22 protein-coding genes are annotated in these 25,744 nt (G+C 71.8%); 9 read left to right on the plus strand and 13 right to left on the minus strand.

Annotated features, from left to right (window positions below):
- Nucleotides 1-86: 86 nt before the first annotated feature.
- Nucleotides 87-1,979 carry a S9 family peptidase gene (locus IA22_RS0106255; RefSeq protein WP_030122962.1) on the plus strand — a complete coding sequence of 631 codons (1,893 nt, stop codon included), beginning with the start codon at nucleotides 87-89 and terminating at the stop codon, nucleotides 1,977-1,979.
- Between the two features lie 62 nt (nucleotides 1,980-2,041).
- The gene (locus IA22_RS0106260; RefSeq protein ID WP_030122963.1) at nucleotides 2,042-2,821 is read left to right on the plus strand and encodes an SURF1 family protein; all 780 of its coding nucleotides are present in this window, start codon (nucleotides 2,042-2,044) and stop codon (nucleotides 2,819-2,821) included.
- Between the two features lie 314 nt (nucleotides 2,822-3,135).
- Here the strand turns inward: IA22_RS0106260 and IA22_RS0106265 are convergent, their stop codons facing one another.
- The 7 genes from IA22_RS0106265 to IA22_RS0106295 form a co-directional block, all read right to left on the minus strand.
- Nucleotides 3,136-4,635: a hypothetical protein gene (locus IA22_RS0106265; RefSeq protein WP_030122964.1), complete on the minus strand. Its 1,500-nt coding sequence runs from the start codon at nucleotides 4,633-4,635 to the stop codon at nucleotides 3,136-3,138.
- The gene (locus IA22_RS0106270; protein ID WP_014155427.1) at nucleotides 4,632-5,207 is read right to left on the minus strand and encodes a SigE family RNA polymerase sigma factor; all 576 of its coding nucleotides are present in this window, start codon (nucleotides 5,205-5,207) and stop codon (nucleotides 4,632-4,634) included. The genes IA22_RS0106265 and IA22_RS0106270 overlap by 4 nt, the downstream gene beginning before the upstream one ends.
- 359 nt (nucleotides 5,208-5,566) lie before the next feature.
- Nucleotides 5,567-6,631 carry an aspartate-semialdehyde dehydrogenase gene (locus IA22_RS0106275; RefSeq protein WP_014155426.1) on the minus strand — a complete coding sequence of 355 codons (1,065 nt, stop codon included), beginning with the start codon at nucleotides 6,629-6,631 and terminating at the stop codon, nucleotides 5,567-5,569.
- On the minus strand, nucleotides 6,628-7,899 hold the full coding sequence (locus tag IA22_RS0106280; RefSeq protein WP_014155425.1) for an aspartate kinase: 1,272 nt from the start codon (nucleotides 7,897-7,899) through the stop codon (nucleotides 6,628-6,630). Before IA22_RS0106280 ends, IA22_RS0106275 begins: the two co-directional genes overlap by 4 nt.
- 375 nt (nucleotides 7,900-8,274) lie before the next feature.
- Nucleotides 8,275-8,934 (minus strand): DUF5063 domain-containing protein, encoded by a 660-nt coding sequence (locus IA22_RS0106285; protein WP_014155424.1) that lies wholly within the window; start codon nucleotides 8,932-8,934, stop codon nucleotides 8,275-8,277.
- Between the two features lie 98 nt (nucleotides 8,935-9,032).
- A complete protein-coding gene (gene recR / locus IA22_RS0106290) occupies nucleotides 9,033-9,632 on the minus strand; it encodes a recombination mediator RecR (protein ID WP_014155423.1) in 600 nt (199 codons plus the stop codon).
- Between the two features lie 61 nt (nucleotides 9,633-9,693).
- The gene (locus IA22_RS0106295; RefSeq protein ID WP_014155422.1) at nucleotides 9,694-10,032 is read right to left on the minus strand and encodes a YbaB/EbfC family nucleoid-associated protein; all 339 of its coding nucleotides are present in this window, start codon (nucleotides 10,030-10,032) and stop codon (nucleotides 9,694-9,696) included.
- Nucleotides 10,033-10,390: 358 nt separating this feature from the next.
- On the opposite strand from IA22_RS0106295, the gene IA22_RS0106300 reads away from it, so the two are divergent.
- Nucleotides 10,391-11,179, plus strand: coding sequence for an SLATT domain-containing protein (locus IA22_RS0106300; protein ID WP_014155421.1), 789 nt, complete (start codon nucleotides 10,391-10,393; stop codon nucleotides 11,177-11,179).
- A 90-nt stretch (nucleotides 11,180-11,269) separates the two neighbouring features.
- Here the strand turns inward: IA22_RS0106300 and IA22_RS0106305 are convergent, their stop codons facing one another.
- From IA22_RS0106305 to IA22_RS0106315, 3 genes are all read right to left on the minus strand, one after another.
- Nucleotides 11,270-11,920 (minus strand): hypothetical protein, encoded by a 651-nt coding sequence (locus IA22_RS0106305; protein WP_015577773.1) that lies wholly within the window; start codon nucleotides 11,918-11,920, stop codon nucleotides 11,270-11,272.
- Between the two features lie 101 nt (nucleotides 11,921-12,021).
- The gene (locus IA22_RS0106310; RefSeq protein WP_015577774.1) at nucleotides 12,022-12,735 is read right to left on the minus strand and encodes a GntR family transcriptional regulator; all 714 of its coding nucleotides are present in this window, start codon (nucleotides 12,733-12,735) and stop codon (nucleotides 12,022-12,024) included.
- Between the two features lie 92 nt (nucleotides 12,736-12,827).
- A complete protein-coding gene (locus tag IA22_RS0106315) occupies nucleotides 12,828-14,201 on the minus strand; it encodes an aspartate aminotransferase family protein (RefSeq protein WP_030122968.1) in 1,374 nt (457 codons plus the stop codon).
- A gap of 177 nt (nucleotides 14,202-14,378) precedes the next feature.
- On the opposite strand from IA22_RS0106315, the gene IA22_RS0106320 reads away from it, so the two are divergent.
- The 4 genes from IA22_RS0106320 (at nucleotide 14,379) to dnaN (ending at nucleotide 18,560) form a co-directional block, all read left to right on the plus strand.
- Entirely contained in the window at nucleotides 14,379-15,002 is a 624-nt protein-coding gene (locus tag IA22_RS0106320) for a DJ-1/PfpI family protein (protein WP_030122969.1), read from the plus strand.
- The gene (locus IA22_RS0106325) at nucleotides 14,999-15,493 is read left to right on the plus strand and encodes a MarR family winged helix-turn-helix transcriptional regulator (RefSeq protein WP_030122970.1); all 495 of its coding nucleotides are present in this window, start codon (nucleotides 14,999-15,001) and stop codon (nucleotides 15,491-15,493) included. Before IA22_RS0106320 ends, IA22_RS0106325 begins: the two co-directional genes overlap by 4 nt.
- Before the next feature lie 101 nt (nucleotides 15,494-15,594).
- Nucleotides 15,595-17,316, plus strand: a complete 1,722-nt coding sequence (locus tag IA22_RS0106330; protein WP_030122971.1) for a serine/threonine-protein kinase — start codon at nucleotides 15,595-15,597, stop codon at nucleotides 17,314-17,316.
- 128 nt (nucleotides 17,317-17,444) lie between these two features.
- On the plus strand, nucleotides 17,445-18,560 hold the full coding sequence (gene dnaN / locus IA22_RS0106335) for a DNA polymerase III subunit beta (protein ID WP_030122972.1): 1,116 nt from the start codon (nucleotides 17,445-17,447) through the stop codon (nucleotides 18,558-18,560).
- 14 nt (nucleotides 18,561-18,574) lie between these two features.
- Here the strand turns inward: dnaN and IA22_RS0106340 are convergent, their stop codons facing one another.
- Together IA22_RS0106340 and IA22_RS0106345 are read right to left on the minus strand one after the other, a co-directional pair.
- Nucleotides 18,575-19,063 (minus strand): hypothetical protein, encoded by a 489-nt coding sequence (locus tag IA22_RS0106340; protein ID WP_015577779.1) that lies wholly within the window; start codon nucleotides 19,061-19,063, stop codon nucleotides 18,575-18,577.
- Nucleotides 19,064-19,201: 138 nt separating this feature from the next.
- On the minus strand, nucleotides 19,202-20,086 hold the full coding sequence (locus tag IA22_RS0106345; RefSeq protein ID WP_014155412.1) for a glycoside hydrolase family 19 protein: 885 nt from the start codon (nucleotides 20,084-20,086) through the stop codon (nucleotides 19,202-19,204).
- 265 nt (nucleotides 20,087-20,351) lie between these two features.
- On the opposite strand from IA22_RS0106345, the gene IA22_RS0106350 reads away from it, so the two are divergent.
- Together IA22_RS0106350 and IA22_RS0106355 are read left to right on the plus strand one after the other, a co-directional pair.
- Nucleotides 20,352-21,884 (plus strand): substrate-binding domain-containing protein, encoded by a 1,533-nt coding sequence (locus IA22_RS0106350; RefSeq protein WP_030122973.1) that lies wholly within the window; start codon nucleotides 20,352-20,354, stop codon nucleotides 21,882-21,884.
- Nucleotides 21,885-22,028: 144 nt separating this feature from the next.
- The gene (locus tag IA22_RS0106355) at nucleotides 22,029-24,197 is read left to right on the plus strand and encodes a serine/threonine-protein kinase (RefSeq protein ID WP_030122974.1); all 2,169 of its coding nucleotides are present in this window, start codon (nucleotides 22,029-22,031) and stop codon (nucleotides 24,195-24,197) included.
- Between the two features lie 78 nt (nucleotides 24,198-24,275).
- Here IA22_RS0106355 and IA22_RS0106360 read toward each other — a convergent pair whose 3' ends face one another.
- Nucleotides 24,276-25,559, minus strand: coding sequence for an adenylosuccinate synthase (locus IA22_RS0106360; RefSeq protein WP_014155409.1), 1,284 nt, complete (start codon nucleotides 25,557-25,559; stop codon nucleotides 24,276-24,278).
- Nucleotides 25,560-25,744: the final 185 nt, after the last annotated feature.

Consider the following 25,744-nt stretch of genomic DNA (forward strand, 5'->3'; position numbering starts at 1 on the left):
CGAAAGTTACCCACAGGCCGGGGGCGGGTGCGAACAGTTATCCACAGACCGCACGGTGTTGTGGCCACATCGGGTTGGATGGGGGCATGAGCGACACACAGAACGACGCGTCCGTACCGGAGCGGGAGCAGGAACCGCCACAGTGGGAGCAGCGTTTCCGCGCCGCGCGGGTGTCCCTGCCCGACTGGGCCGAGGACGCTCCCGACCGCGCGCTCTTCGTCTCCAACGCCACCGGTACGTACGAGCTGTACGCCTGGGACCGGGCGACCGGGAAGCAGCGGCAGGTGACGGACCGGCCCAACGGCACGACCGACGGGGTGCTGACGCCGGACGGCCGGACCGTCTGGTGGTTCGCCGACACGGACGGCGACGAGTTCGGCGTGTGGATGCGGCAGCCCTTCGAGGGCGGCCCTGACGAGCCGGCCACGCCCGGCCTGGAGCCGTCCTATCCGGCGGGCCTCGCGATCGGACGGGACGGCACGGCCGTGGTCGGCCGCTCGACCGACGAGGACGGCACGACCGTCCACCTGGTGGCTCCGGGAGCGGACCCGGTCGTCATCTACCGGCACCGTGAGTCGGCCGGGGTCGGCGACCTCTCCCACGACGGGACACTGATCGCCCTGGAACACACCGAGCACGGTGACGCCATGCACTCCGCGCTGCGCGTGGTCCGCCCCGACGGTTCCACGGTCGCCGAGCTCGACGACACCGAGGGCGGCACGAAGGAGCTGGGCCTCGCGGTGCTGGGCTTCGCCCCGGTGGCGGGGGACACCCGGCTGCTGGTCGGGCACCAGCGGCGCGGACGGTGGGAACCGATGATCTGGGATCCGGTGACGGGGACGCAGACGGACCTGCCGGTCGACCTGCCCGGTGACACGGGAGCGGAGTGGTATCCGGACGGATCCGCGCTGCTGATCGAGCACAGCTTCGAGGCCCGCAGCGAGCTCTGGCGCTACGAGCCGGGTGCCGCGGCGCCGGTCCGGGTCGAGACCCCCTCAGGCACGGTGTCGGGCGCCACGGCCCGTCCTGACGGCACGGTGGAGTATCTGTGGTCGTCGGCCGCGCAGCCGCCCGCCGTGCGCTCCACGGGGGGCTCCGTCGTGCTCGACCCTCCGGGCGCCAAGGCTCCGGCGTCGGTGCCGGTCCGGGACGCCTGGGTGGACGGCCCCGGTGGCCGCATCCACGCCCTGGTGCAGACCCCGGCCACCGGTGACGGACCGTTCCCGACGGTCTTCGAGATACACGGTGGGCCCACCTGGCACGACAGCGACGCCTTCGCGTCGGGTCCCGCCGCCTGGGTGGACCACGGCTTCGCCGTCGTGCGGGTCAACTACCGCGGTTCGACGGGATACGGCCGCGCCTGGACCGACGCCCTCAAGCACCGCGTCGGGCTGATCGAGCTGGAGGACATCGCTGCCGTCCGGGAATGGGCGGTGAAGTCGGGGCTGGCGGACCCGGAGCGGCTCGTCCTGGCAGGCGGCTCGTGGGGCGGCTACCTGACGCTGCTCGGCCTCGGTACGCAGCCGGACGCCTGGGCCCTCGGGCTGGCAGCGGTGCCCGTCGCCGACTACGTCACCGCCTATCACGACGAGATGGAAGCGCTGAAGGCGATGGACCGCACACTGCTGGGCGGTACACCGGAGGAGGTCCCCGAGCGCTTCGAGGCCTCGTCCCCGCTGACCTACGTGGACGCCGTGCGCGCCCCGGTCTACATCTCGGCCGGCGTCAACGACCCGCGCTGCCCCATCCGTCAGGTGGAGAACTACGTGGACCGCCTCGCCGCCCGTGACGCCGTCCACGAGGTGTACCGCTACGACGCGGGGCACGGCTCGCTCGTCGTGGAGGAACGGATCAAGCAGGTGCGGCTGGAGCTGGACTTCGCGCTGCGCCACCTCGGACAGGCGTCGGCCGAGGCCCGGGATGGCGGCGGGGACGGCGGCCGGGGGAAGGACCCGGAGGAGGCGACGCCCACGGCGTAAGGGCCGGATAAATGGTGCACCCCGCTCCGGGGGCCCGGAGCGGGGAACCGTAACGTGGAGGGGTGTACCGGTTCCTGCTGACCCCGCGATGGTGGGGGATCAACCTCTTCGTCGTGCTGGCCATCCCGTTCTGCGTGTTCATGGGCACCTGGCAGCTCGGCCGTTTCGAGGACCGCGTGCAGACGCACGAGATGGCCGAGAAGCGCCCCGATCCGGGCACCCGCTCCCCGAAGCCGCTCGGCGACCTGCTTCCCGTGAGCACGGAGACCTCCGGCCGCCCCGCCGTGGCGACGGGGACGTACTCCGACCAGTTCCTGGTTCCCGGCCGCAAGCTCGACGACCGTGACGGCTTCTACGTGCTGGATCTGCTGCGCACGGACAGCGGCAAGGCCCTGCCGGTCGTGAGGGGCTGGCTGGCGGGCAGCCCGGGCAGCACCCCGGTGCCCGCCCCGCCGGCCGGCGAGGTCACCGTGACCGGCGATCTGCAGGCCTCGGAGAACAGCGGCACCACCGGCGTCGATGTCAGTGGCGGGCTCCCCGAGGGCCAGCTGGGCATGATCAGCGCGGCCTCCCTGGTGAACCTCGTCCCCTACGACGTCTACGACGCCTGGGTGACTCTGCCCGAGCCGGACGCGGGCGGGACGAGTGGTGGCATGAAGCCGGTGCCCGCGGCGGCCGCGCAGGGCAGCGGGCTCGATCTGAAGGCCTTCCAGAACCTCGGTTACACCGGTGAGTGGTTCGTGTTCGCCGGCTTCGTGCTGTTCATGTGGTTCCGCCTCGTGCGTCGCGAGGCGGAGGCGGCCCGCGACGTACAGCTGGGACTCGCGGCCGACGCCGACTGACTGAGCTTCGCGCCGGTGCCGCTGACGGTTCCGGTGCCAGTGCCGCGGTGCTGGTGCCGGGCGGGCGGTCGGCATCGGCGGATACGGGCAGGGCCCGCCGGAACCGGACGTTCCTGGCGGGCCCTGCCCGTATGCGTGTCCGCGATCCCGGTTCCGGGATCACTGCCTAAGGGCCCCGGATCCCGGAACCCGGGTTCGTGGACACGGCCCGGCGCGTTCCTGTCCGTGGGCCAGGCGTCAGCCGTGATCGCGGGCGCGGCAGCGTCCGGATCCGGATGCGGGCGCGGGGCCGCGAGCGCTATCGGTCCGCCGGGCTAGGAGGCGTTCAGGACGCCGGTGCGGTAGATCGTGCCCGCGCAGGCGTTGGCGATCGTGGTCTCCGCCGTCGGCGCGCCGAGCTCGGGCGTGTGGGTGACCGCGACGCTGCCGTCGGCCGGGCCCTCGTCCGCGCTGCCGAACTGAGCCGCCACGTCCGTCGTCCCCGGGGCGCTCCCGGTGCCCTCGCTGCCGCCTCCGCCGCCGCTCCCGACGCCGTCCGTGGGCGTCGGACTCGGCGACCCGCCGGTGGTCGGGCAGGTGTCGGACGGCACCCACGCGAAGCGGACCTCGTACGTCATCGTCGGCTTGAGGAACACGGTCCCCGGTTCCGTCGACGGGTCGGGCAGGCCACCCGCGGGGTCGCCCGCGGTGTGCTGCACGACCGTGATCTTCTGCGGGTCGGCAGCGCCCGCCGCCTGGAAACCGACCGTGCCGTTGCTGGTGACCGCGCAGGCGTCGCCGGACACGTTCGCGATCCTGAACGTCCCGTAGACCGTGCCGTCCGAACCGGCCGCACCCGCCTGGGCGGAGGCGATGCCGAGCTGATCGGGAGAGCACGCCTTGCTGACCGCCGCGTCGGAGCCCGGCGGATCGTCCCGGCCCGTGGTGCCGTCGTTCCCGGCACCGGGCTCGGATCCCTTCGACGGGGACGCCGACTTCCCGGCCTCACCCTCCGAACCCTCGCTCTGACGGTCCGCGGGGCCGGCCGTCCTCCCGCCGTCGGCCTCACCGCCCGCCTCCTCGCCGCTGCCGCCCTGGGCCTGCTCGCCATGACCGGCGATGGCCGGGTGGGCGGCGACGGAACCGTTCGAGTTCGCCACATGGACGAAGGCCGGGACCGCGGTTCCGATCAGCAGAGCCGCAGCCGCCGCCCCCACCACGCCCTGGCGTCGCCTGGCCCGCCGGGCCGGCACCGCGCGGTGCAGATGATCGAGGGTGCCGTCCGAGGGTTCGAGATCCCGCACGGCGCCGTGCAGCAGACGGCGCAACGCGATCTCGTCCATGTCCTCGTCACCGGAACCACCAAAACCACCGGTGCCACCGGAACCACCTTGGCCCCCGGGGCCGCCTGGGCCACCGGAGCCCTTGCCCGCCTCGCTGCCGACGGCGAAGAGCTCGGTCAGCGTGCCGCCGCCGAACCCGGCGCCCTCACCGCCCGCCGAGTCACCGGCACCCGCGTCACGAGCACCCGACCCATCAGGAACCGGCCCGTCAGCGCCCGGCCCCCGACGGTCCAGCTCGCCGCCGTCCGACGCACCGCCGTCCGGCTCACGGCTGCCCGCCGCGTCGCCGTCCGGCCCCTCGGCGCCCGTCTCACGAGTACCCGAGCCCGCCCGTGGGGCGGTGGTCCCTGAGGCGGCTTCCGCGCCGTCGAGCGCGTCCTGCGTCCGTTCACCCTCCCGCTCCGGATCGGTGTCGGGGGTGTTCTCCGGCCCGTGGTTCACAATTCCGTTTCCAGTCCGGTCTTCGTCGTGCCTGTACTCGGGACCGCTCATGCCTGCGCCTCCATCACGACGCGCAGAGCGGCGATACCCCGGGAGCCGTACGCCTTCACCGAACCGAGCGATATCCCCAGCGTCTCCGCGACCTGGGCCTCCGTCATGTCCGAGAAGTAACGCAGCACCAGCACCTCACGCTGGCGGCGCTGCAGCCCTTTCATCGCCTTGATCAGCGCGTCCCGTTCCAACTGGTCGTACGCGCCCTCCTCCGCGCTCGCCATGTCGGGCATCGGCTTCGAGAGGAGCTTCAGGCCGAGGATGCGACGACGCAGCGCGGAGCGGGACAGGTTGACCACGGTCTGGCGGAGGTAGGCCAGCGTCTTCTCCGGATCGCGCACACGGTTCCGCGCCGAGTGCACCCGGATGAACGCCTCCTGCACCACGTCCTCGCACGACGCGGTGTCGTCCAGCAGGAGCGCCGCGAGGCCCAGCAACGAGCGGTAGTGGGCGCGGTACGTCTCGGTGAGATGGTCGACCGTCGTTCCTGCCGCCACCGTCCCCTCAGCGCCCTCGCGCTGCGAAGGCAGCCGGGTGGACCGAGCAGCGGGCATGGGCGCGATCACCGGCATACCGCCGGCCGCGCGGGGCCGCCGGAGCGGACGCACCGAAGCGCCTCGCAACGGGCCCACCACTGTGATGTCGAGAACCTCTGCCACGCCAGTTGGACACTCGTCCCCCCGTCAGGGTTGTACGCGTACGGCACCGCGTCCGATGCTGTGCGACATGCCCTCATTCGTACCTGCTCTTCCCCGAACGCCCCGAAAACACATCCAGCCATGCAAGAAGTGACGACTTAGACGCGTCGCATCCGCCCAGCGGTTGCGGAGGGCCAGGAGATCATCGTCGGATATGGCAACGCCCCAGCTCAAGGGGTTCCGACTGGCAAGTTACCCACAGGGCGCACACAGATCCTACAAAACAGGTTCGATCAGGTACGAGTGAATTCCCAGGCCACCGATTCGGCGATCTGGGCCACATTGAGAGCCGCGCCTTTTCGAAGATTATCGCCGCAGACGAACATCTCGACGGCATGCGGATCGTCCATCGACTGCCGCACCCGGCCCACCCAGGTCGGGTCGGTGCCCACGACGTCGGCGGGCGTGGGGAAGTCACCGGCGGCCGGACTGTCGAAGAGCACCACCCCGGGCGCGGTCGCCAGGACCTCGTGCGCCTTCGCCACGTCCACCTCGTTCTCGAAACGGGCGTGCACGGACATGGAGTGCGTCGCGACCACGGGCACGTACACGCAGGTCGCCGTCACCTTCAGGTCCGGCATGCCGAGGACCTTGCGGCACTCCTCGCGTATCGCCAGTTCCTCGGAGGACCAGCCGCCCCCGGCGTCGGTCCCGGCCCACGGCACCACGTTCAGCGCCACGGGAGCGGCGAAGGGGCTCTTGTCGCCGTCACCCAGCGCACGGCGTACGTCCCCGGGGCGTGTGCCCAGCTCCGTGCCCGCCACCAGGGCGAGCTGCTCGCGGAGCGCGGCGACACCGTCGTGTCCCTCGCCGCTCACCGCCTGGTAGGACGAGACGATCAGCTCCCGCAGTCCGAACTCGGCGTGCAGGGCACCGACCGCGACGATCAGCGACAGCGTCGTGCAGTTCGGGGACGCGACGATGCCGCGCGGCCTCCGCCGCACGGCATGGGGGTTGATCTCGGGGACGACGAGGGGGACGTCGTCGTCCAGCCGGAAGGCCGCCGAGTCGTCCACGACCACGGCGCCCCCGGCGGCGGCGACCGGAGCCCACTGCGCGGACACCTCGTCCGGCACCAGGAACAGGGCCACGTCCACCCCGTCGAACACGTCCTCGGAGAGTGCGAGGACCTCGGTCGCCTCGCCGCGCACGACCAGCTCGGCGCCGGCCGTGCGCGGGGAGGCGATCAGCCTTACCTCGCCCCAGACATCCGCGTGCTGCGAAAGGATCTGGAGCATGACGCCACCGATCGCCCCGGTCGCACCCACGACCGCGAGCGATGGGCGGCGTCCTGTCATCGGCCGGTGCCCCCGTAGACGACGGCCTCGTCCGAGTCGCTGTCGAGGCCGAAGGCGGAGTGCACGGCGCGCACGGCCTCGTTGACGTCGTCGACACGGGTGACCACCGAGATGCGGATCTCGGACGTCGAGATCAGCTCGATGTTCACACCGACGTCGGACAGCGCCTCGAAGAAGCCCGCGGTGACCCCGGGGTTGGTCTTCATGCCCGCGCCGACGAGGGAGATCTTGGCGATCTGGTCGTCGTAGCGCAGGGACTCGAACCCTATGCCGGCGCGGTTGCGCTCCAGGGCGTCGATGGCCTTACGGCCCTCGGCCTTGGGCAGCGTGAAGGTGATGTCCGTCAGCCCGGTCGACGCGGCGGAGACGTTCTGCACCACCATGTCCATGTTGATCTCGGCGTCCGCGATGGCGCGGAAGATCGCGGCGGCCTCGCCCGGCTTGTCGGGAACACCGACGACCGTGACCTTGGCCTCGGAGACGTCGTGGGCGACTCCGGAGATGATGGCGTGCTCCACCTGCTGGTCCCCTTGCGGCTCGTTGCTGACCCAGGTGCCGCGCAGTCCGGAGAAGGACGAGCGGACGTGGATCGGGATGTTGTAACGGCGTGCGTACTCGACGCAGCGGTGCAGCAGCACCTTGGAGCCGGACGCCGCCAGCTCCAGCATGTCCTCGAAGGAGATCCAGTCGATCTTCCGGGCCTTCTTCACGACCCGGGGGTCGGCGGTGAAGACGCCGTCCACATCGGTGTAGATCTCACAGACCTCGGCGTCCAGCGCGGCGGCCAGGGCGACGGCGGTCGTGTCGGACCCACCGCGACCGAGGGTCGTGATGTTCTTGCCCTCCTGGCTCACACCCTGGAACCCGGCGACGATGGCGATGTTGCCCTCGTCGATCGAGGTCCGGATGCGTCCGGGCGTGACATCGATGATGCGCGCTTTGTTGTGGACCGAGTCGGTGATGACACCGGCCTGGCTGCCCGTGAACGACTGGGCCTCGTGGCCCAGGTTTTTGATCGCCATCGCCAGGAGGGCCATGGAGATCCGCTCTCCGGCGGTCAGCAGCATGTCGAACTCACGCCCGGCAGGCATCGGGGATACCTGCTCGGCAAGATCGATCAACTCGTCCGTCGTGTCGCCCATCGCGGACACCACGACAACCACCTGGTTGCCGTTCTTCTTGGCGTCGACGATTCGCTTGGCAACACGCTTGATGCCTTCGGCATCGGCTACGGAGGAGCCTCCGTACTTCTGCACGACAAGGCCCACGTGCGCTCCTCGCTCAATAATGGTGCGGTCGGCTCAGTTTAACGAGCAGCCCGGAATCGACCCGTCGGTACCGGATGATGAGATGTCCCGCCCACCACGCGGTACGAGCGCCGTCCCGAACTGCTCGTACCGGGCTGCTGCCCTCGTCCTTCGCGCCGCACGCCTTTTGTGGCCCAGGACACAACGGCCGCAGGCGGCCCGGCGGACACGTCCGGCACGTGCGACACGGGCGGAGCGGAGCCGCCGGACACCCTCGGGGACACCGGGAACGCGGGCCGGGAAAGCCGGGCCGGCACACGGCCGTTCGTGGGACCCGGAGCCCGTTCGCTGGGACCGGGAGCCCGTTCGCTGGGACCGCGAGCCCCCGGAAGCGCGTTACCGGACCGGGCGCAGGCCCAGGGGCCCGGCGATCTCCTCGGCCATCACACGTCCGGCCTCCTCGGCCAGGTCCCCGTCGCCCGGGTCCTGGTCCGTGTCCAGGCCGTCGAGCTCCTGGAGCGGCTGGTTCAGCCGGATGTGGGCGATCAGCGACTGGAGCGCGCGCAGGGCCGCCGACGCCGTGGAGCCCCAGTTGGAGAAGTACGAGAACTGCCACCACCACATGGCCTCCGCCGTGCGGTCCGCCTCGTAGTGCGCCAGGCCGTGTCCGAGGTCCGTGACCAGGTCGGCCAGGTCGTCGGAGATGCGGTGGGGCACGGGGGCCTTGCGCGGCTCGTACGGGTCGAAGACCTCGGAGTAGACGTCGATGGGCTCCAGGAGCTCCGCGAAGCGCTCACGCAGCCCGTCGGCGTCCGGTTCGGCGCCCAGGTCCGGCTCGTAGCGCTCGTCCGGGAGGATGTCCTCGTAGGCGCCGAGCCTTCCGCCGGCCAGCAGGAGCTGCGAGACCTGCAGGAGCAGGACCGGGACGGCCTTCTCGGGCTCGTCGGCCTTCGACACCTCGGTCACCGCGACGATGAACGTCTTGATCTGGTCCGCGATCTGGACGGCGAAGTCGTCCGGGTCCTGCGTGACGGAGTTCAGCGTGGCGTCAGACATCGAGGGGACCTCCCGTGGGCACGGTCGCGAACGGCGGGTAGAACATAACGCCACCACGTGTAAAGCCGCGGTGAGACGACGGGGCGCACGACGAGGGGTCACACATCGAGCAGCCGCCTTCCCTCGAAGGCGCGGCCGAGGGTGACCTCGTCGGCGTACTCCAGGTCGCCGCCGACGGGCAGCCCGCTGGCCAGCCGCGTGACCCGCAGGCCCATCGGCTTGACCATCCGGGCGAGGTACGTCGCGGTGGCCTCGCCCTCCAGGTTGGGGTCTGTCGCCAGGATCAGCTCCGTGATGGAGCCGTCCGCGAGCCGGGCCAGCAGCTCCCGGATACGCAGGTCGTCGGGGCCGACGCCCTCGATCGGGCTGATCGCGCCGCCCAGCACGTGGTAACGGCCGCGGAACTCACGGGTCCGCTCGATCGCGACGACGTCCTTGGGCTCCTCGACCACGCAGATCACCGAGCGGTCGCGGCGGGCGTCACGGCAGATCCCGCACTGCTCCTGCTGCGCGACGTTGCCGCAGATCTCGCAGAACCGGACCTTGTCCTTGACCTCGAGCAGGGCGTGGGCCAGACGGCGCACGTCGGTGGGCTCGGCCTGCAGGACGTGGAAGGCGATCCGCTGCGCGCTCTTGGGACCGACGCCCGGCAGCCTGCCCAGCTCGTCGATCAGCTCCTGAACAACGCCTTCGTACAACGGAACGCCTTTCCTTTTTCCTGCTCGTACCGTAGCGGGTACGCCCGGGTAGCCACAGGGGTCAGAACGGAAGACCCGGCATGCCGCCGCCGAGGCCCTGGGCCAGCGGGCCCAGCTTCTGCTGCTGGAGCTGCTGCGCGTTCTCGTTCGCCGCCTGGACCGCGGCGACCACGAGGTCGGCCAGCGTCTCCGTGTCCTCCGGGTCCACCGCGCTCGGGTCGATCACCAGGGCGCGGAGCTCGCCGGACCCGGTCACGGTGGCCTTCACGAGACCACCGCCCGCCTGTCCCTCGACCTCGGTCCTGGCCAGCTCCTCCTGGGCCGCGGCAAGGTCCTGCTGCATCTTCTGGGCCTGCTGGAGCAGCTGCTGCATGTTGGGCTGACCACCACCGGGAATCACGGTCACTCCTGGCATTTCGACGACGGATTGTTTCGGTACGCCGAGCCTACGTGTTCGCCGGACGCCGTGCCCCACCCGCAGGCGACCAACTCTTTCGGGTGAGTTCTGAATAGCCTCTGCCGTGCTCCTATACCTGACCAGAGGCCGTGCACACCGGGGAATCCAGCGATTTCGACCCCGTGGCCCACCATTCGGCGGTAGGAAGAGCATGCGTATCCGTACCCGTACGCATGCTGAAGGTAACGCAGAGTTACACGGTGGGGGCCCGGTCATATGCCGGGATCCGCCCCCTCCATGACCGAGACCGTGCCGACCCGCGTCGATACGCGCCGAGCGCAGAGTGCAGAGGAGTGCCCCGGTGAGTCAGCCGGAGATGCAGCCCGAGGGGCCGCCCCGCAAGGAGTCAGGCGCGGGATCCGGTGCAGGCACCGGAACCGAGCCTTCCGGTTCGCGCTACGTTTCGAGCCCCCGGGATCTGACCGGCCGCGCCTTCCCCCTCGGGGACTGGGGCGAACCGGCGGAACGGCTCGACGAGCTGTACCGCTGGGTCGAGGCCGGCGCCATCGAGACCGCCGACTGGTATCTGCGCGACCGGATCCGTAAGCGGCGCACGGCCCGACTGCTTCGGGTCGGTACCGCGGCAGGGGTGGTGGCCGGTGCGGCGCTCCCCCTGCTCGACCTCACCGGGGAGCTGCACGGCTCGGCCGGCTGGGGCTATCTGTCGCTCCTGCTGGGCGCCGCCTGCATGGCGTGCGACCGGTACTTCGGACTGACCTCCGGCTGGATAAGGAACCTCGCGACGGCACAGGCCGTGCAGCGGCGCCTCCAGGTGCTCCAGTTCGACTGGTCCTCGGAGTGCGTCCGCGAGGTGCTCGGGCCCACGGAGGGCACCGCCAGCGAGGCCGCGGAGCGGTGCCTGGGGGTGCTGCGCCGGTTCTCCGAGGACATCACCGAGCTCGTCCGGATGGAGACGGCGGACTGGATGGTGGAGTTCCGGGCCGGTCCCGCGCCCATGGGGATGCAGTCGCTGGTGACGGGCGGTCCGGGCGGCCGCCCCGAGGCCGGGTCCGCGCCCGGCCGGTTCACCATGCCCGCGGTGGCGCGTCCGAACATGCCGCGCCAGCGCCCCCCGGAGCCGCCCCGCTGAAGCCGGAGCCGCCCCGCTGAAGCCGGAGCCGCCCCGCCTCACGAGCAGGGGGGCGGCGGTCCGGACTCGAGCGCGGGGCGGCGGTCCGGCCTAGCTGAAGATGATCATCGAGCCCTGCGCGAGGCTGCGGGTGGCCGCCGCGTGCAGGCCCAGCCAGACGTGCCGCTCCCGGGCGAAGGGACTGTCGTCGTACGGGAGCGGGGCGGCCGGTTCCTCCAGCGTGGTCGGGCCGGCCGGCGGCACGGGAGCGGCCGGCGGGTTCGCCGGGTCGATCCCGATGGACGGGGCGACGAACTCCAGCTCACGCAGCAGTCCGTGGGAGGAACCCAGCGGGCCGCCACCCTCCAGGAGCTGGTCGCCGGAGAGCGGGCGGGGGAAGTCCAGCGGGACGTACGCCCCGGCGTGGTCGTAGTGCCACACCAGGTGCGACTCCTGCGCGCTCTGCTCGAACATCTCCAGCAACTGCTCGTAGTCCCCGCCGAGTTCGTCGACGGGCGTGACCGCGAGACCGCTCAGCTGAAGCAGGTAGGCGCGGCGCAGGAAGTGCAGGGCGTCGTAGTCGAAGCCCGCGACCGGGGCGACGTCCCCGGTGAGTCCTGGCATGTAGGCGTAGACGGGCACGGGCGGCAGCCCCGCCTCGGTCAGCGCCTTGTCGTAGACGGCGATCTCTTCGGCGAACGGGTTGTCGGGGCTGTGGCACAGCACATCGACGAGGGGGACCAGCCACAGGTCACAGGCCACGAAGTCTCGCTCTCCAACGGGTTCGTGCGATGGTCGGGACAGCGTAATGCGGCCGGGACCCCGCGCACAGGGTGCGGGGTGCCGGCCGGGCCTTCCGGCGCTCAGCCGTGGCCCGGGTGCGGGGGGTTGCCGGCGGCCAGCCGGTCCGCCCAGTCCATTCCGTGCGCGTAGTAGGCGTCCAGCACCGCGCGTACGGCGGGCCCGTCCGCGGCCGTGATCGCCTCCACCAGCTCCCGGTGGCCGTTCCACAGCCAGTCGCGCACGTCGGCGTCGCCCCGGAGGTACGGGACGGCGAAGATCCACGCCTGCATCCGGAGCCGCTGCAGGAAGTCGTTGATGTAGATGTTGCCGATGACGGCTCCGAGCTCCCGCCAGAACCTCAGGTCGTAGCCGATGAGGATGTCCAGGTCGCCGCTGAGCGCGGCGCGGGTGGCCTCCTCGGCCCGGCGGCGTACGGACACGAGCGCGGGCAGGTGGGCGGCCAGCACGGTGGGCGCCGAGCCGGTTCCGTCGAAGATCCCCCGGAACACCCCGTCTATGACCAGGGCGCGGGCCTCGACCATCGACCGGTAGTCGGCGACGGTGAACTCGCGGACCCGGAAGCCGCGGTGCTGGTCCGATTCGAGCAGCCCCTGCGCGCTCAGGTCGAAGAGTGCTTCGCGTACAGGGGTCGCCGACACCCCGTACTGCTCGGCGATCTGCTTGACGGTGAATTCCACCCGTGGCCGCATACGCCCCGCGAGGACCTCGTCACGCAGTGCGTCGGCGATCTGCTGCCGCAGCGTACTGCGGGTCACGCCTCCGCCCGCACCCATGACGCCCCCCTCCCGTTCTCGGCTTGGGTCACCATAAGCCAGGGCAGGTGCCCGGTTCCGGGCACGGGGGAGGGCGTCGCGGACGGGGGCGTCTACACGGTGTACTCGTCGGCGACCGAGAGGGCCGTGTCCAGGGCCGTCAGCCCCTCCTTCGCCTCGGCCTCGGTGATGTTGCAGGCGGGGACCACGTGGGTGCGGTTCATGTTGATGAAGGGCCAGAGGCCGTTCTTCTTGCACGCCGCGCCGAAGGCCGCCATCGGACCGTTGGCCTCACCCGTCGCGTTGTACGGGACCAGGGGCTCCCGGGTCTCCCTGTCACGGACCAGTTCGAGCGCCCAGAACGCGCCGAGCCCGCGCACCTCGCCGACGGACGGGTGGCGCCCGGCGAGCTCGCGCAGACCGGGGCCGAGCACGTGCTCACCGAGGTGCGCGGCGCCCTCGACGATCTTCTCGTCCTCCATCACCTGGATCGTGGCGACGGCCGCGGCACAGGCCAGCGGGTGGCCGGAGTACGTGAGTCCGCCGGGGTAGGGGCGGGTGTCGAAGGTGGCGGCGATCTCGGCGCTGATCGCGACCCCGCCGAGCGGTACGTAACCGGAGTTGACGCCCTTCGCGAACGTCATGAGGTCCGGGACGACGCCGTGGTGGTCGGCGGCGAACCACTTCCCGGTGCGCCCGAATCCGGCCATCACCTCGTCCAGGACGAAGACGATCCCGTGCCGGTCGCAGATCTCACGGACACCCGCGAGATAGCCGGGCGGCGGCGTCATGATGCCCGCCGTGCCGGGGATCGTCTCCAGGACGACGGCGGCGACGGTCGCCGGCCCCTCGAAGGCCAGCGTGTCCTCGAGGTGCTGGAGCGCGCGGGCGCACTCCTCGGCCTCGGTCTGCGCGTAGAACGGCGAGCGGTAGAGGAACGGCGCCCAGAAACGGACGACCCCCGCCGACCCGGTGTCGGACGCCCAGCGGCGCGGGTCGCCGGTGAGGTTGATCGCGGTGGCGGTCGCCCCGTGGTACGAGCGGTAGGCGGAGAGCACCTTGTGGCGTCCGGTGTGCAGCCGGGCCATGCGGACGGCGTTCTCGACGGCCTCGGCACCACCGTTGGTGAAGAAGATCTTGTCCAGGTCGCCAGGGGTGCGCTCGGCGATGAGGCGGGCCGCCTCGGAGCGCGCCTCGACGGCGAAGGCGGGAGCGAACGTGGCCAGCTTTCCCGCCTGTTCCTGGATCGCGGCGACCACGACGGGGTGCTGGTAGCCGATGTTGGTGAAGACCAGACCGCTGGTGAGGTCCAGATAGCGGTTGCCGTCGTAGTCCCAGAAGTACGCCCCCTCGGCGCCGGCGACGGCGAGCGGGTCGATCAGGCCCTGGGCGGACCAGGAGTGGAACACGTGCGCGCGGTCGGCGGCCTTCACGGCCGCGCCCGCCGCGGAGTCGGTGTACGGGGCGCGAGAGGCATCGGTGCTCATGCGGCGAGCGTATGCGGCCGCCACGGCCGATCTCCATGGCCACTGTGTACGGCGCGGGCCGCCCGGCTCGGCAGGGTGTCGGGTCGCCGTCCGGGACGGGGGGAACAGTTGACAGCATTCTGTCATTTATGACAGCCTACTGTCATAAGGTTCCGCGCTTCGCCACCGGAGGTCACCATGACTCGCACGACCGTCCACCTGGCTGTCTACGACACCTTCGCCGACTGGGAACCGGGCTTCGCGACAGCGCAGCTCACCGGGCACGGCTACACCGTGCGGACCGTGGGCCTCACCTCGGCACCTGTCACCACCATGGGCGGACTGCGTGTCCAGCCGGATCTCACGCTGGACGAACTGGACCCCGACGACAGCGCGTTGCTGCTCCTCACGGGCGCTTCCCTGTGGGACACCGGCGACACCCTCACGCCGTTCGCCCGGGCGGCGCGGACCTTCCTGGAGGCCGGTACCCCCGTGGCGGCCATCTGCGGGGCCACCGCGGGGCTGGCCCGGGAAGGGCTGCTCGACGACCGCGCCCACACGAGCGCCGTGTCCTTCTACCTGGCGGCCACGGGGTACGCGGGCGGTGCGCGCTACGTGGAGGCCGACGCGGTGACGGATCGCGGTACGGACGCCGGCGGGGCGCCCCGTGGCGCCCTCGTCACGGCGGGACCGACCGAGCCGGTCGCCTTCGCCCGCGAGATCTTCGGACTCCTCGGGGTGTTCGGGGCGGAGAAGCTGGACGCCTGGTACCGGCTCTTCCACGACTCGGACGCGAGCGCCTACGAGGTGCTCGAAGGATGAGCGCGACGGACGCCGGAGGCACGGCGAACCCGGACCGGTTCAGCCGCACCGCGATCGGGGTGTTCCGCCTCAACGGCCGGTTCCTGTCCGTCGCCGAGGAACTGGCCTCTCCCGCCGGCCTCACCGCGGCACGGTGGCAGGTCCTCGGCGCGGTCCTGAGCGAGCCGCTCCCCGTGGCGGGGATCGCCCGCGCGATGGGGATCACCCGGCAGAGCGTGCAGCGGATCGCCGATCTGCTGGTGGACGGGGGCCTCGCCGAGTACGTCGCCAACCCGGCCCACCGACGGGCCAAACTGCTCCGGCCCACCCCGGAGGGCCGTGCGGCGGTGGACCGGATCGGCCCCGCCCACGCGGAGTTCGCGGAGCGGCTGGCCGGAGCCCTGGGCGAGGAGGAGTTCGCCCGTACCGTCCAGGTGCTGGAGCGGCTCTCCGCCGCCGTGGACACCCTGACCTCCCCGGCCGGGCGGCCGCCGGAGTCCTCCCGGGAGTGACCGGACCGGCCGCCCCGCGGGACCGTGGGCGGCCGCCGCGCAGGTCCGCCGCTATCCTCGACCCACGGCCCGACACAGCCGGTACGGGGAGGAAGCGCACCATGGAGAAGCTGGGCTCCGGCGATCCGCAACGCATCGGCAGATACCGGCTGTTGGGGCGACTCGGCGCAGGCGGGATGGGCCAGGTGTTCCTGGCACGCTCGGACCGGGGCCGCACCGTCGCCATCAAGCTGGTCCGCCCCGAGCTGGCCGAGCAGCAGCAGTTCCGGGACCGTTTCCGGGCCGAGGTCCAGGCCGCCCGGAAGGTCGGCGGTTCCTGGACCGCACCGGTGCTCGACGCCGGAGTGGACGACGCGGTGCCGTGGGTGGCCACCGGCTACGTCGCCGGCCCCTCGCTCCACCGCATCGTCTCGGGCCGCCCCGGCGCCCCGGTGGCCGGGTCCGGGGCGTACGGACCGCTCCCCGGACGCTCGGTCCGGCTCCTGGGCGCCGGGCTCGCCGGGGCCCTCCAGGACATCCACCGTGCCGGACTGATCCACCGGGACCTGAAACCGTCCAACGTCCTGGTGACGATCGACGGCCCCCGGGTCATCGACTTCGGCATCGCCCGGGCTCTGGACACCGTCGCCGACGGAGGTCTCACCCGCACCGGCGCGATGATCGGCTCACCCGGCTTCATGGCGCCCGAGCAGGTGCGCGGCGAACGCGTGACGACCGCGTGCGACGTGTTCTGCCTGGGTTCCGTCCTGGCGTACGCGGCGACCGGGCGGCTGCCGTTCGGTGCGGCGGACAGCAGGATCCACGCCCTGATGTACCGGATCGCGCAGGAGGAACCGGACCTCACCGGCGTGCCCGCCAACCTGGTCGACGTGGTCCGGGACTGTCTGGAGAAGGACCCTGCCGCACGCCCCTCCACGGAGGCCGTGCTGGAACGGCTGGGCGACACCGACACGACGGAACCGTGGCTGCCCGGCGCGCTGATCGCCCAGTTGGGCCGGCACGCCGTGGAACTGCTGGACTCCGAGGACCCGGAGGAGCACGGCCCGGAGCAGTCCCCGCCGGCATCCGCGCCCACGCCGCCGCACGCACCGGTCCGACAGCCCGCGGCCACGCACCCGGCGCCCACGCGGGTCGCCCCTCCCGTGCCCGCGCCGCACCCGGCCCCCGCACCGCGGCAGGCGTACGGATACCCCGGGCCCCAGGCCCCCGCCTACGGATACGGCTACGGCCCCACGCCCCCGCACGGCCCGGCTGCCACCTTCGCCCCGCCCGCGCACCCGCGCCGCCGCGGAGCGGGCTCCGTCCTGCTGCTGGTCGCCGTGGCGCTGCTCGTCGCCGCGGGGGCGGGCTGGGGCGTCTACGCGCTCACGCAGGGCGCGGGCGGCTCGACGGCCTCGTCCACCGGCGGATCGTCCGGGGGCGGAACGACGGGGGGCGACACGAAGCACGAAGGCAAGAACGCCGACGGCGCGGTCCCCTCCGGACTCCTGGGCACCTGGACCGCGCGGGTCGGCGGAGAGGGCACGTCCACCCGGCAACTCGTCGTCGAACAGGGCGGGGTGGGCGACCGCGTGCTGACCCTCACCGCCGAGGGCCCGCTCGACACCGGGGGTTCCTACCGCTGCGTGTTCCAGGCCGACCTGGAGAGCGCGTCCTCCTCGGAGGAGTCCGTCCGCGTCGGGGCCTCCCGGATCACCGAGGGCGAGCCCATGACGTCGTGCAGCCCGGGAAAGCCCACCATCCTGACGCTGCTGCCCGACGGCGGGCTGCGACGTGAGATCGCGTCCTCCGGGGAGAGCCTGACGTACAGGAAGTCGGGCTGAGGCAGCCGCGGGGTGAGGGCCGTGCGGGCCCGGGGCGCGGTCGCCGTCGCCGGTCCGCGCCGATTGTCAGTGGCTCCGCCTAGCGTTCGTCCCGACCGTGACGCACGCCGGACGAGAGGCACCCTGCCGTGGAATTCCGCATGGAACGTGGCGCACTGACCGATGCCGTCTCGCGGGCCGCCCGGGTGCTGCCCGCGCGCTCGCCGGTCCCCGTCCTCGGCGGTCTCCTCCTCGACGCGGACACGGGCCGGCTCCGGGTGTCCGGGCTGGACTTCGAGGCCTCCGCACGCGTCGAGACCCAGGCGCACACCGTCCGGCCGGGGAAGGTGCTGGTCATGGGGCGGCGGCTGCTCGACATCTGCAAGGTGCTGCCCGAGGGACCCGTGGAGTGCGCGGTGGAGGGCTCGCGCCTCACGGTCACCGGGGACGGCTCCCGTTTCGGTCTCTCGATACTTCCCCTCGACGACTACCCGGCGCTGCCGCCGCTGCCGGACGTACGCGGGACGGTGGACGCCGGGGAGTTCGGCTCGGCCGTCGCCCAGGTGGCGGTGGCCGCGGGGCGGGACGACACCCTGCCGACGCTCACCGGCATCCGTCTCGGTCTCGACGGCTCCACGATGACCCTCGCGGCCACGGACCGGTACCGCTTCGCGGTGCGCACGCTTCCGTTCGAGGCGAAGGCGCCGGACGTGACGGCCGACGTCGTCGTGTCGGCCCGCCGGCTGACCGAGATCGCCCGGTCGCTCGGCAGGTCCGGCAGGGTCGACGTCTCCGTGGACGGGGGGTCGGCCGGATTCGAGCACGCCGGGACGCGCACGACGGTGCGGCTGCTGGACGGCAGACTGCCCCGCCACGACAAGCTGTTCGCGCTCGGGGACACCGCGGTCGCGGTGATGGACCGGGCGCGTCTGGTGGAGGCCGTCAGGCGGGTCTCCGTGGTCGCGGACGGCGGGAGCCCGCTGCAGATGACGTTCTCCCCCGGGCCCGACGGCTCGGCCCTGCTCCAGGCGGGATTCGAGGACGACGTGGCCGCGCAGCGGCTGCCCGCGGCTTTCGACGGCGCCGGGGAGATGACGGTGGCCTTCAACCCCGCCTATCTGACGGACGCCTTGTCCTCCTTCGAGGACGCGACGGTCAGGATGAGGCTGCTGGGGCCGGGACAGCGCGCGATGATCAGCGGCGAGGGCGCGGGCCCGTCCGCCCACGAGCACCTGCTGATGTCGGTGAAGCCGTCACTGCTCTGACCGCCGTCCGGGGCTCAGCCCGGAAGAATCGCCGACTCCCCGACCCCGGCCAGCAGCCAGATGGGGAACTCGGGGTCGGCCTGCCCGACGGCGAGACCGAGCCACCGGGTGCCCCCGGGCACACGCCAGACCTGCATGCTGCCCGCCAGGTTGCAGAGCTGCCCGATCGGTTCCGGTGCGACGCCCGCGTCGTCGTCCCGGTCCAGGAAGGGCCAGAGGTCGACGGTCTCCGGCTCGCCCCACCGCTCGCTCAGCGCGGTCGCCAGGGCGCTGAACTCGACCTCGATCTCCTGCTCGGCGGGCTCGACGACCTCGGGGGAGCGGTCGTCCCAGAAGTCCTGGCTCGCCCGCAGGATCAGCAGGTGGTGTCCCGGGCCGCTGCTGTGCGCACCGCTGTCCTCGCTCTCCTCACCTGCGGGGAAGGGCAGGGTGAGGACCTCGTCGATCCGGGCGAGACGGTCCGCGGTGGTCGTGGGCGGGTTTCCGGTGCTGTCCGTGTCCATGGTGGGTGATCCTGCCAACCCCCCGTGCCGGAGGACGAATCGGGGACGCGCCGGGGCCGGCGGAGCGCCGGACACGCGAGACGGGGGCACGTCCGGCCGCTGCCGGGCGCGCCCCCTCTCCCCGGGGTGGGGCCGGGCTCAGCAGCTCAGGTTCGAGCCGGGCGTGGTGCCCAGGATCTGGACGAACGCCTTGTACTTGTCGATGCGGCTCTGCACCTGGGCGGGGTTGCCGCCGTTGCACTCGATGCTGCCGTTGATGGACCGGATGGTCTCACCGAAGCCGGCGCCGTTGACGATGGCGTTGTGGGGCGTCATGGTGCCGGGGCCGGACTGGGTGTTCCAGTACCAGAGGCCGGTCTTCCAGGCCACGGCCGCGTTCTGCTCCACCTGCCAGGGGTTGCGGAGCAGGTCGATGCCGAGGGCGTCACCCGCGGCCTTGTAGTTGAAGTTCCAGCTCAGCTGGATCGGGCCACGGCCGTAGTAGGCGGCCTGACCGGCCGGGCAGCCGTACGACTGGCTGGTGTCGCAGTAGTGCGGGTAGTTCGCGGTGTTCTGCTCGACGATGTGCACGAGGCCGCCGGTCTCGTGGCTGACGTTGGCGAGGAACGCCGCCGCCTCCTGCTTCTTGACCGTGTCGCTGCCGGTCTTGGCGAAGCCGGGGTAGGCGCTCAGCGCGGCGGTGAGGCCGCTGTAGGTGTAGAAGCCGTTCCGGCTCGGGAACATCTGGTTGAACTGGGACTCGCTCACGACGAAGCCCGAGGGGTTCGGCTCCTCGGTGCCGCCGGACCCGCACGTGCCCTGGTCGGCCCAGACGTCGGCCGTACCGGGCCGCTCGTTCTGCGTCCACCACTTCGCGGACCAGTTGTGCCCGTTGTACGAGGCCGAGCCTCCGCCCACGTAGACGGAGGAGGCGTTCCAGGCCGGGGCGCAGGCGGCGGCCGACGCGGTGGAGGCGGGGAGGAAGACGAACGTCGCGATGACCGCGCCCAGCGCGGCGATCAGGCTCATGACACGTTTGGCCACGTGATGACTCCTTCGTCGCGGCGCCCGCGCCGAGCGTGCGCCGCCATGGGGGGTGCACCAACTCAAGCGTCGATGGTCTGGACCTGTCAAGGTCTAGACCAGAACTCGTCACTCGTCGACGCTCCCCCAACTCGACTCTGGCGCAACCCTGTTGAACGCAAGACGAACTTCACCGGAAGGTATCCGGAGGCTCCCCCACCTCCCCCTTCCCGCCCGTACGGTGACGCCGTCCGGCCCACCTCACCCCCGGGGGAGCGCGAGGAACATGGAGTGGTTCAGTCCGGAGAACGTCGTCGCCCTCCTCACCGCCGTCCTGGGTGTCGTGACCTCGGCGGGAGTGCTCTGGTACGAACGCCGGGTCCCCCGCCGCAAGCGCATCGGCTACCGCGTGCAGATGGACACCCCGATCGGCAGCGAGGTCAGCCAGGGCCGGGCCAACGTGCGGATGGGGCTCTTCGACGAGACCCCGGACATGGCCGACGCCACGCTCGTCCTGCTGCGCGTCGAGAACGACGGCTCGCAGTCGATCGCCGACGAGGACTACACGGGGCGCGGTGAACTCCACGGGCTGACGGTCGAGTTCATCGGGCGCACGGTACGGGGGATCGCCGTGACCCATTCGCCGGACGCCGATCACCTGATGGACCACTTCACCCCCGCCGCCGGGCTGCGGCACCAGGGTTCGGTCATCCGGCTGCCGCGCGTGCCCCTCAACCGCAACGAGCACTTCAAGCTCCTGGTCCTGCTGACCGGTTCGCACGTGGGCGGCCCGGTCACGGTCACCGGAGGCATCAGGGACGGGGCGGTGGCGCGGAACAAGGCCGCCCGCCCCGACGAGAAGCCCCCGCTGTTCGGCCCCGCGGCCAGGATCGTCACCGTGGCGCTCACCGCCTGCGTCGTCACCCTCGCCGGCATCATCGTCGTACGGGACGACTCCCCGCCGCCGATGGACTGCGCGGCCGGCACCCTCACGGTCACCGGCTCCACGGCGTTCAAGCCGGTCCTGGAGGAGCTGGGGAAGACGTACGAGGACGAGTGCGAGGGCGCCACGATCCGTCTGGACGTCCATGGCAGCAACGCCGGGGTGCGGAAGCTCGACGCACTGGGCGCCAAGGCCGGCTCCGCGGGCTCCCCCTCCATGATCGCCCTGTCCGACGGCCCCCGGCCCGCCGCGCTCACGCAGCTGCGCGAGAAGCGGGTCGCGATCTCGCTGTTCTCCCTCGTCGTCAACGACTCGGTTCCGGTGACCGACCTCTCCCTGGACCGGATCAGACGCATCCACCGCGGCGAGATCCGCAACTGGAACCAGATCCCCGGCGGACCCGACCTGGAGATCCGGCTCGTCAGCCGGGACGCCAACTCCGGTACGCGCGAGGTCTTCCAGCGCCGCGTCCTCGACGCCAACGAGCTCGCCACGTCCTCCCGCGACTGCGTCACCAAGGACTACGCCGACGCCCCCGTGCTCCGCTGCGAACTCGACGGCACGGACCAGGTCCTGGCCGAGGTGGCCGAGCTGGACGGGGCGATCGGCTACAGCGAACTACGGGGCGGCGACGTCCCCGACGGTGCGCACCGCGTGTCCATCGACGGCACCACCCCGTCCGTGGACACGCTCGCCACCAGCGGCTACCCGTACCGGGAGATCGAGTACGCCTACACCTACGGGTCGCCCCCCGCCAACTCCCTGGTCGCCGGTTTCCTGAACTACCTGGACAACTACGGCGAGGAGATCATGCGCACCAACGGCCACCTGCCGTGCGCCACCCCGAAGGGGATGCGGCTCTGCGGGGAGGACTGACACCCGCGCCAGGAGGCGGAACCCGCCGCACCGGACACCGTGCTCGCACCTGCCCCACGGCCACGCGCACCGCCGCGTAACGGAACTGCACCACAGCGTGCCGCCCCCGCCCCCGGGCCCGTTGCCCTGTGCGAGGATCCGACGGTGGATCAGCTGACACATGACGACCCTTCACACATCGGTCCCTACCGCCTCCTCGCCCGCCTGGGCGCGGGCGGCATGGGTGAGGTGTACCTGGCGCGTTCGGCCGGCGGACGGACCGTCGCCGTGAAGCTCGTACGCTCCGAACTCGCGACGGAACCCGAGTTCCGCAGGCGCTTCGCACAGGAGATCGCGGCGGCCCGCCGGGTCGGCGGTCTGTGGACCGCGGCCGTGCTCGACGCGGACACCGACGCCCCGGCGCCCTGGGTCGCCACGACGTACGTCCCCGGCCCGTCGCTGCACGCGGTGCTCGCCGGACGGACCGAGCCCCTGCCGGAGCGCTCGGTGCGCATCCTGGCCCACCGGCTCGCCCAGGCACTGACCGCGGTCCACACGGCCGGGCTGATCCACCGCGACCTCAAGCCCGCCAACGTCCTGGTGACCATCGACGGACCGCGCGTCATCGACTTCGGGATCGCCCGGGCGCTCGACGCGGTGACCGCCGACGGCAAGCTGACCCGGACCGGCGCGGTGATCGGCTCTCCCGGCTACATGTCCCCGGAGCAGGTGCGCGGCGAGGCCCTGACGCCCGTCAGCGACGTCTTCTCGCTGGGATCGGTGCTGGCGTTCGCCGGTACGCGCCGGCATCCCTTCGGGTCCTCCGAGAGCGGCATGCACGCGGTGATGTACCGGATCGCCCAGGAGCAGCCCGACCTGACCGGCCTCCCGGCGGGCCTCACCGAGCTGGTGGGCGCCTGCCTGGCGAAGGACCCGGCCGACCGCCCGGCCCCGGAGGAGGTCGTGGCGCGTACGCAGGAGGTGGCGCAGGACACGGAGCCGTGGCTGCCGGGCGCGCTGATCGCCGAGCTCGGCCGCAAGGCCGCCGAACTGCTGGACTCCGAGGGCCCCGGACAGCGCGTCCCCGCGCGGCCCGCCGGGCCGCCCCCGGGCGCGACGCCCCCGCCGCCGGCCACGGCACCCCGCCCGACCGGGATCACGCCTCCGCTCCCGTCGGGCCCGCCGACCCCGCCGCCCTCCGCACCACCTCGGCAGGCACCTCCGGCGCAGCCGGAACCGGCCGCGGCTGCGACTCCCACCCCGCCCACCGTGCCGCTCCCCGGCCCCGAGCCGACGCCGCCCCCGCCGTCCGCACCCGCGCAACTGGGCGTGTTCGGCGCTCCCCTGGACGCCCCCGCGGACCCGGGGCCGCAGGCGGGCGCCCGCCCCGACGGCCCCCGGCCTCCCGCCGGCCGGCCGCGGCGCACCGCGCTGATCGTCGCCGCGGCGGTCGCCGCCGTCGCCCTGATCGCGGGCGGGATCACCTACGCGACCATGAGCGGCAGTTCCGACGACAGGGACGGCAAGGGGTCCGCGGCCTCACCGGACCCGTCGGAGCGGGGCGGAGAGTCGTCCGCGGAGCCGGCCGCGGACGACGCCTCGTCCCCGGGGCCGTCCTCGGACCCGTCCGCCGCCGTCGAGGGCGTGATCGGCAAGGAGTACCTGGGCACCTGGGAGGGCGCGGGCAAGGACAGCGAGCAACGGCCGTACTCCTTCCGCCGCATCACCATCACCCAGGGCGGGGTGGGCGCCGATGTCGCCACGACGTTCAACTCGTTCGACGACGCGCTGTGCAACGGCGCCGCCAAGCTGGTCTCCTTCGACAACCTGATGGTGCTGGAGTCCAGGGCGCTCAGCAGCATCCCCGAGGAAGCCTGCTCCGACGGCGGCCGGCAGACGGTCCGCGCCGCGGGCGACGGCACGCTCATCTGGACGGACGACGACGGTGAGACCGCGGTCCTCAGCAGGAGCGTCGAGAACGCCACTCCCGTCCCCGCCGAGTTCCTCGGGAAGTGGGAGTACGTGGAGACGGGCGGCTCGCCGTCCCCCGACAGCTCGACGCTGGAGCTGAGTCAGGGCGCGTACGGAGAGGTCGTCGCCAAGTACATCAGCGACGGACCCTCGTACCACTGCGAGAAGGAGAGCGTCCTCGTCTACGCGAACAGCAAGGAGCTGCGCCTGGGCCCGCAGGCCGTGACGGCGGCCGAGCCCGAGGACGAGTGCGAGGGCGACGGGACCAGCACGGTGCAGATGAAGGGCGCCGACGGTCTGTCGCTCGCCTGGACGGATTCCGACGAGGAGGACGCGCCGGCCACCTACCGGCGGGCCGGCTGACCCCGGACGCACCGTGCGTGACGAACACAGCGGCGGCCGGCACTGCCTCGGGCAGGCCGGCCGCCGTCGCGGTGACTCCTACAGGAAGGAGTTGATCTCGATCGTCTCGGTGCGGCCGGGGCCGACACCGATCGCGGAGATCGGGGCGCCGGACATCTCCTCCAGCGCCTTCACGTACGCCTGCGCGTTCTTCGGCAGGTCACCGAAGGTCTTGGCCTTCGTGATGTCCTCGGACCAGCCCGGCAGCGTCTCGTAGATCGGCTTCGCGTGGTGGAAGTCGGTCTGGTTGTACGGGAGCTCCTCGACGCGCTTGCCGTCGATCTCGTACGCCACGCACACCGGGATCCGCTCCCAGCCGGTCAGCACGTCCAGCTTGGTGAGGAAGAAGTCGGTGAGGCCGTTGACCCGGGTCGCGTACCGCGCGATCGGGGCGTCGAACCAGCCGCAGCGACGGTCACGGCCGGTGGTGACACCGCGTTCCCCGCCGATCCGGCGCAGTGCCTCGCCGTCCTCGTCGAGAAGTTCGGTCGGGAAGGGTCCGGCACCGACGCGGGTGGTGTAGGCCTTGAGGATGCCGATGACCCGGCTGATCTTCGTCGGGCCCACGCCGGCACCGGTGCAGGCGCCGCCCGCGGTCGGGTTCGACGAGGTGACGAAGGGATACGTGCCGTGGTCGACGTCCAGCAGGGTTCCCTGGCCGCCCTCGAACAGGACGACCTTGCCCTCGTCGATGGCGTTGTTCAGGATCAGCGTCGTGTCCGCGACGAACGGCTTGATCTGCTCAGCGTACTGGAGCATCTCCTCGACGATCTTGCCGGACTCGATCGCGCGCCGGTTGAAGACCTTGGCGAGCAGCTGGTTCTTCTGCTCCAGCGCGGCCTCGACCTTCTGCTCCAGGATCGACTCGTCGTAGAGGTCCTGGACGCGGATGCCCACGCGGTTGATCTTGTCGGCGTACGTCGGGCCGATACCGCGCCCGGTCGTACCGATCTTGCGCTTACCGAGGAAGCGTTCCGTCACCTTGTCGACGGTGACGTTGTACGGAGTGATCAAATGAGCGTTGCCGCTGATCAGGAGCTTGGACGTGTCGACGCCCCGCTCGTTCAGGCCGCTCAGCTCGGAGAGCAGGACCGCCGGATCGACGACGACACCGTTACCGATGACCGGAGTACATCCGGGCGAGAGGATTCCGGAGGGGAGCAGATGCAGCGCGTACTTCTGGTCGCCCACGACGACCGTGTGGCCGGCATTGTTGCCGCCCTGGTAACGCACCACGTAGTCAACGGATCCACCGAGGAGGTCGGTGGCCTTCCCCTTGCCCTCGTCACCCCACTGAGCACCGAGCAGCACAAGTGCGGGCACAGGCGTACACCCCTTCCGGGCGGGGCATGTCCAAGGCCAGGGGGCGTACGTAAAGGTCGTACCTGCCGCACGACGATGTACGGCAAAGCCTGAGCCGTCGAACCGGGTGCCCCGGAATAGACCAAGCCCCTGGCGCAATAGCGCAAGGGGCTCTTGCACCAAGATGCTACCCGAGGAAGGACCGA

The sequence above is a fragment of the Kitasatospora papulosa genome (assembly GCF_000717245.1).
Lineage (GTDB): Bacteria > Actinomycetota > Actinomycetes > Streptomycetales > Streptomycetaceae > Streptomyces > Streptomyces papulosus.

Coding starts and splice junctions, on each gene's coding strand:
- IA22_RS0106255 (WP_030122962.1), top strand. CDS start 87: ATGAGCGACACACAGAACGACGCGTCCGTACCGGAGCGGGAGCAGGAA.
- IA22_RS0106265 (WP_030122964.1), bottom strand. CDS start 4,635: ATGAGCGGTCCCGAGTACAGGCACGACGAAGACCGGACTGGAAACGGA.
- IA22_RS0106270 (WP_014155427.1), bottom strand. CDS start 5,207: ATGCCGGTGATCGCGCCCATGCCCGCTGCTCGGTCCACCCGGCTGCCT.
- IA22_RS0106275 (WP_014155426.1), bottom strand. CDS start 6,631: ATGACAGGACGCCGCCCATCGCTCGCGGTCGTGGGTGCGACCGGGGCG.
- IA22_RS0106285 (WP_014155424.1), bottom strand. CDS start 8,934: ATGTCTGACGCCACGCTGAACTCCGTCACGCAGGACCCGGACGACTTC.
- IA22_RS0106310 (WP_015577774.1), bottom strand. CDS start 12,735: ATGGGTGCGGGCGGAGGCGTGACCCGCAGTACGCTGCGGCAGCAGATC.
- IA22_RS0106315 (WP_030122968.1), bottom strand. CDS start 14,201: ATGAGCACCGATGCCTCTCGCGCCCCGTACACCGACTCCGCGGCGGGC.
- IA22_RS0106320 (WP_030122969.1), top strand. CDS start 14,379: ATGACTCGCACGACCGTCCACCTGGCTGTCTACGACACCTTCGCCGAC.
- IA22_RS0106325 (WP_030122970.1), top strand. CDS start 14,999: ATGAGCGCGACGGACGCCGGAGGCACGGCGAACCCGGACCGGTTCAGC.
- IA22_RS0106330 (WP_030122971.1), top strand. CDS start 15,595: ATGGAGAAGCTGGGCTCCGGCGATCCGCAACGCATCGGCAGATACCGG.
- IA22_RS0106340 (WP_015577779.1), bottom strand. CDS start 19,063: ATGGACACGGACAGCACCGGAAACCCGCCCACGACCACCGCGGACCGT.
- IA22_RS0106350 (WP_030122973.1), top strand. CDS start 20,352: ATGGAGTGGTTCAGTCCGGAGAACGTCGTCGCCCTCCTCACCGCCGTC.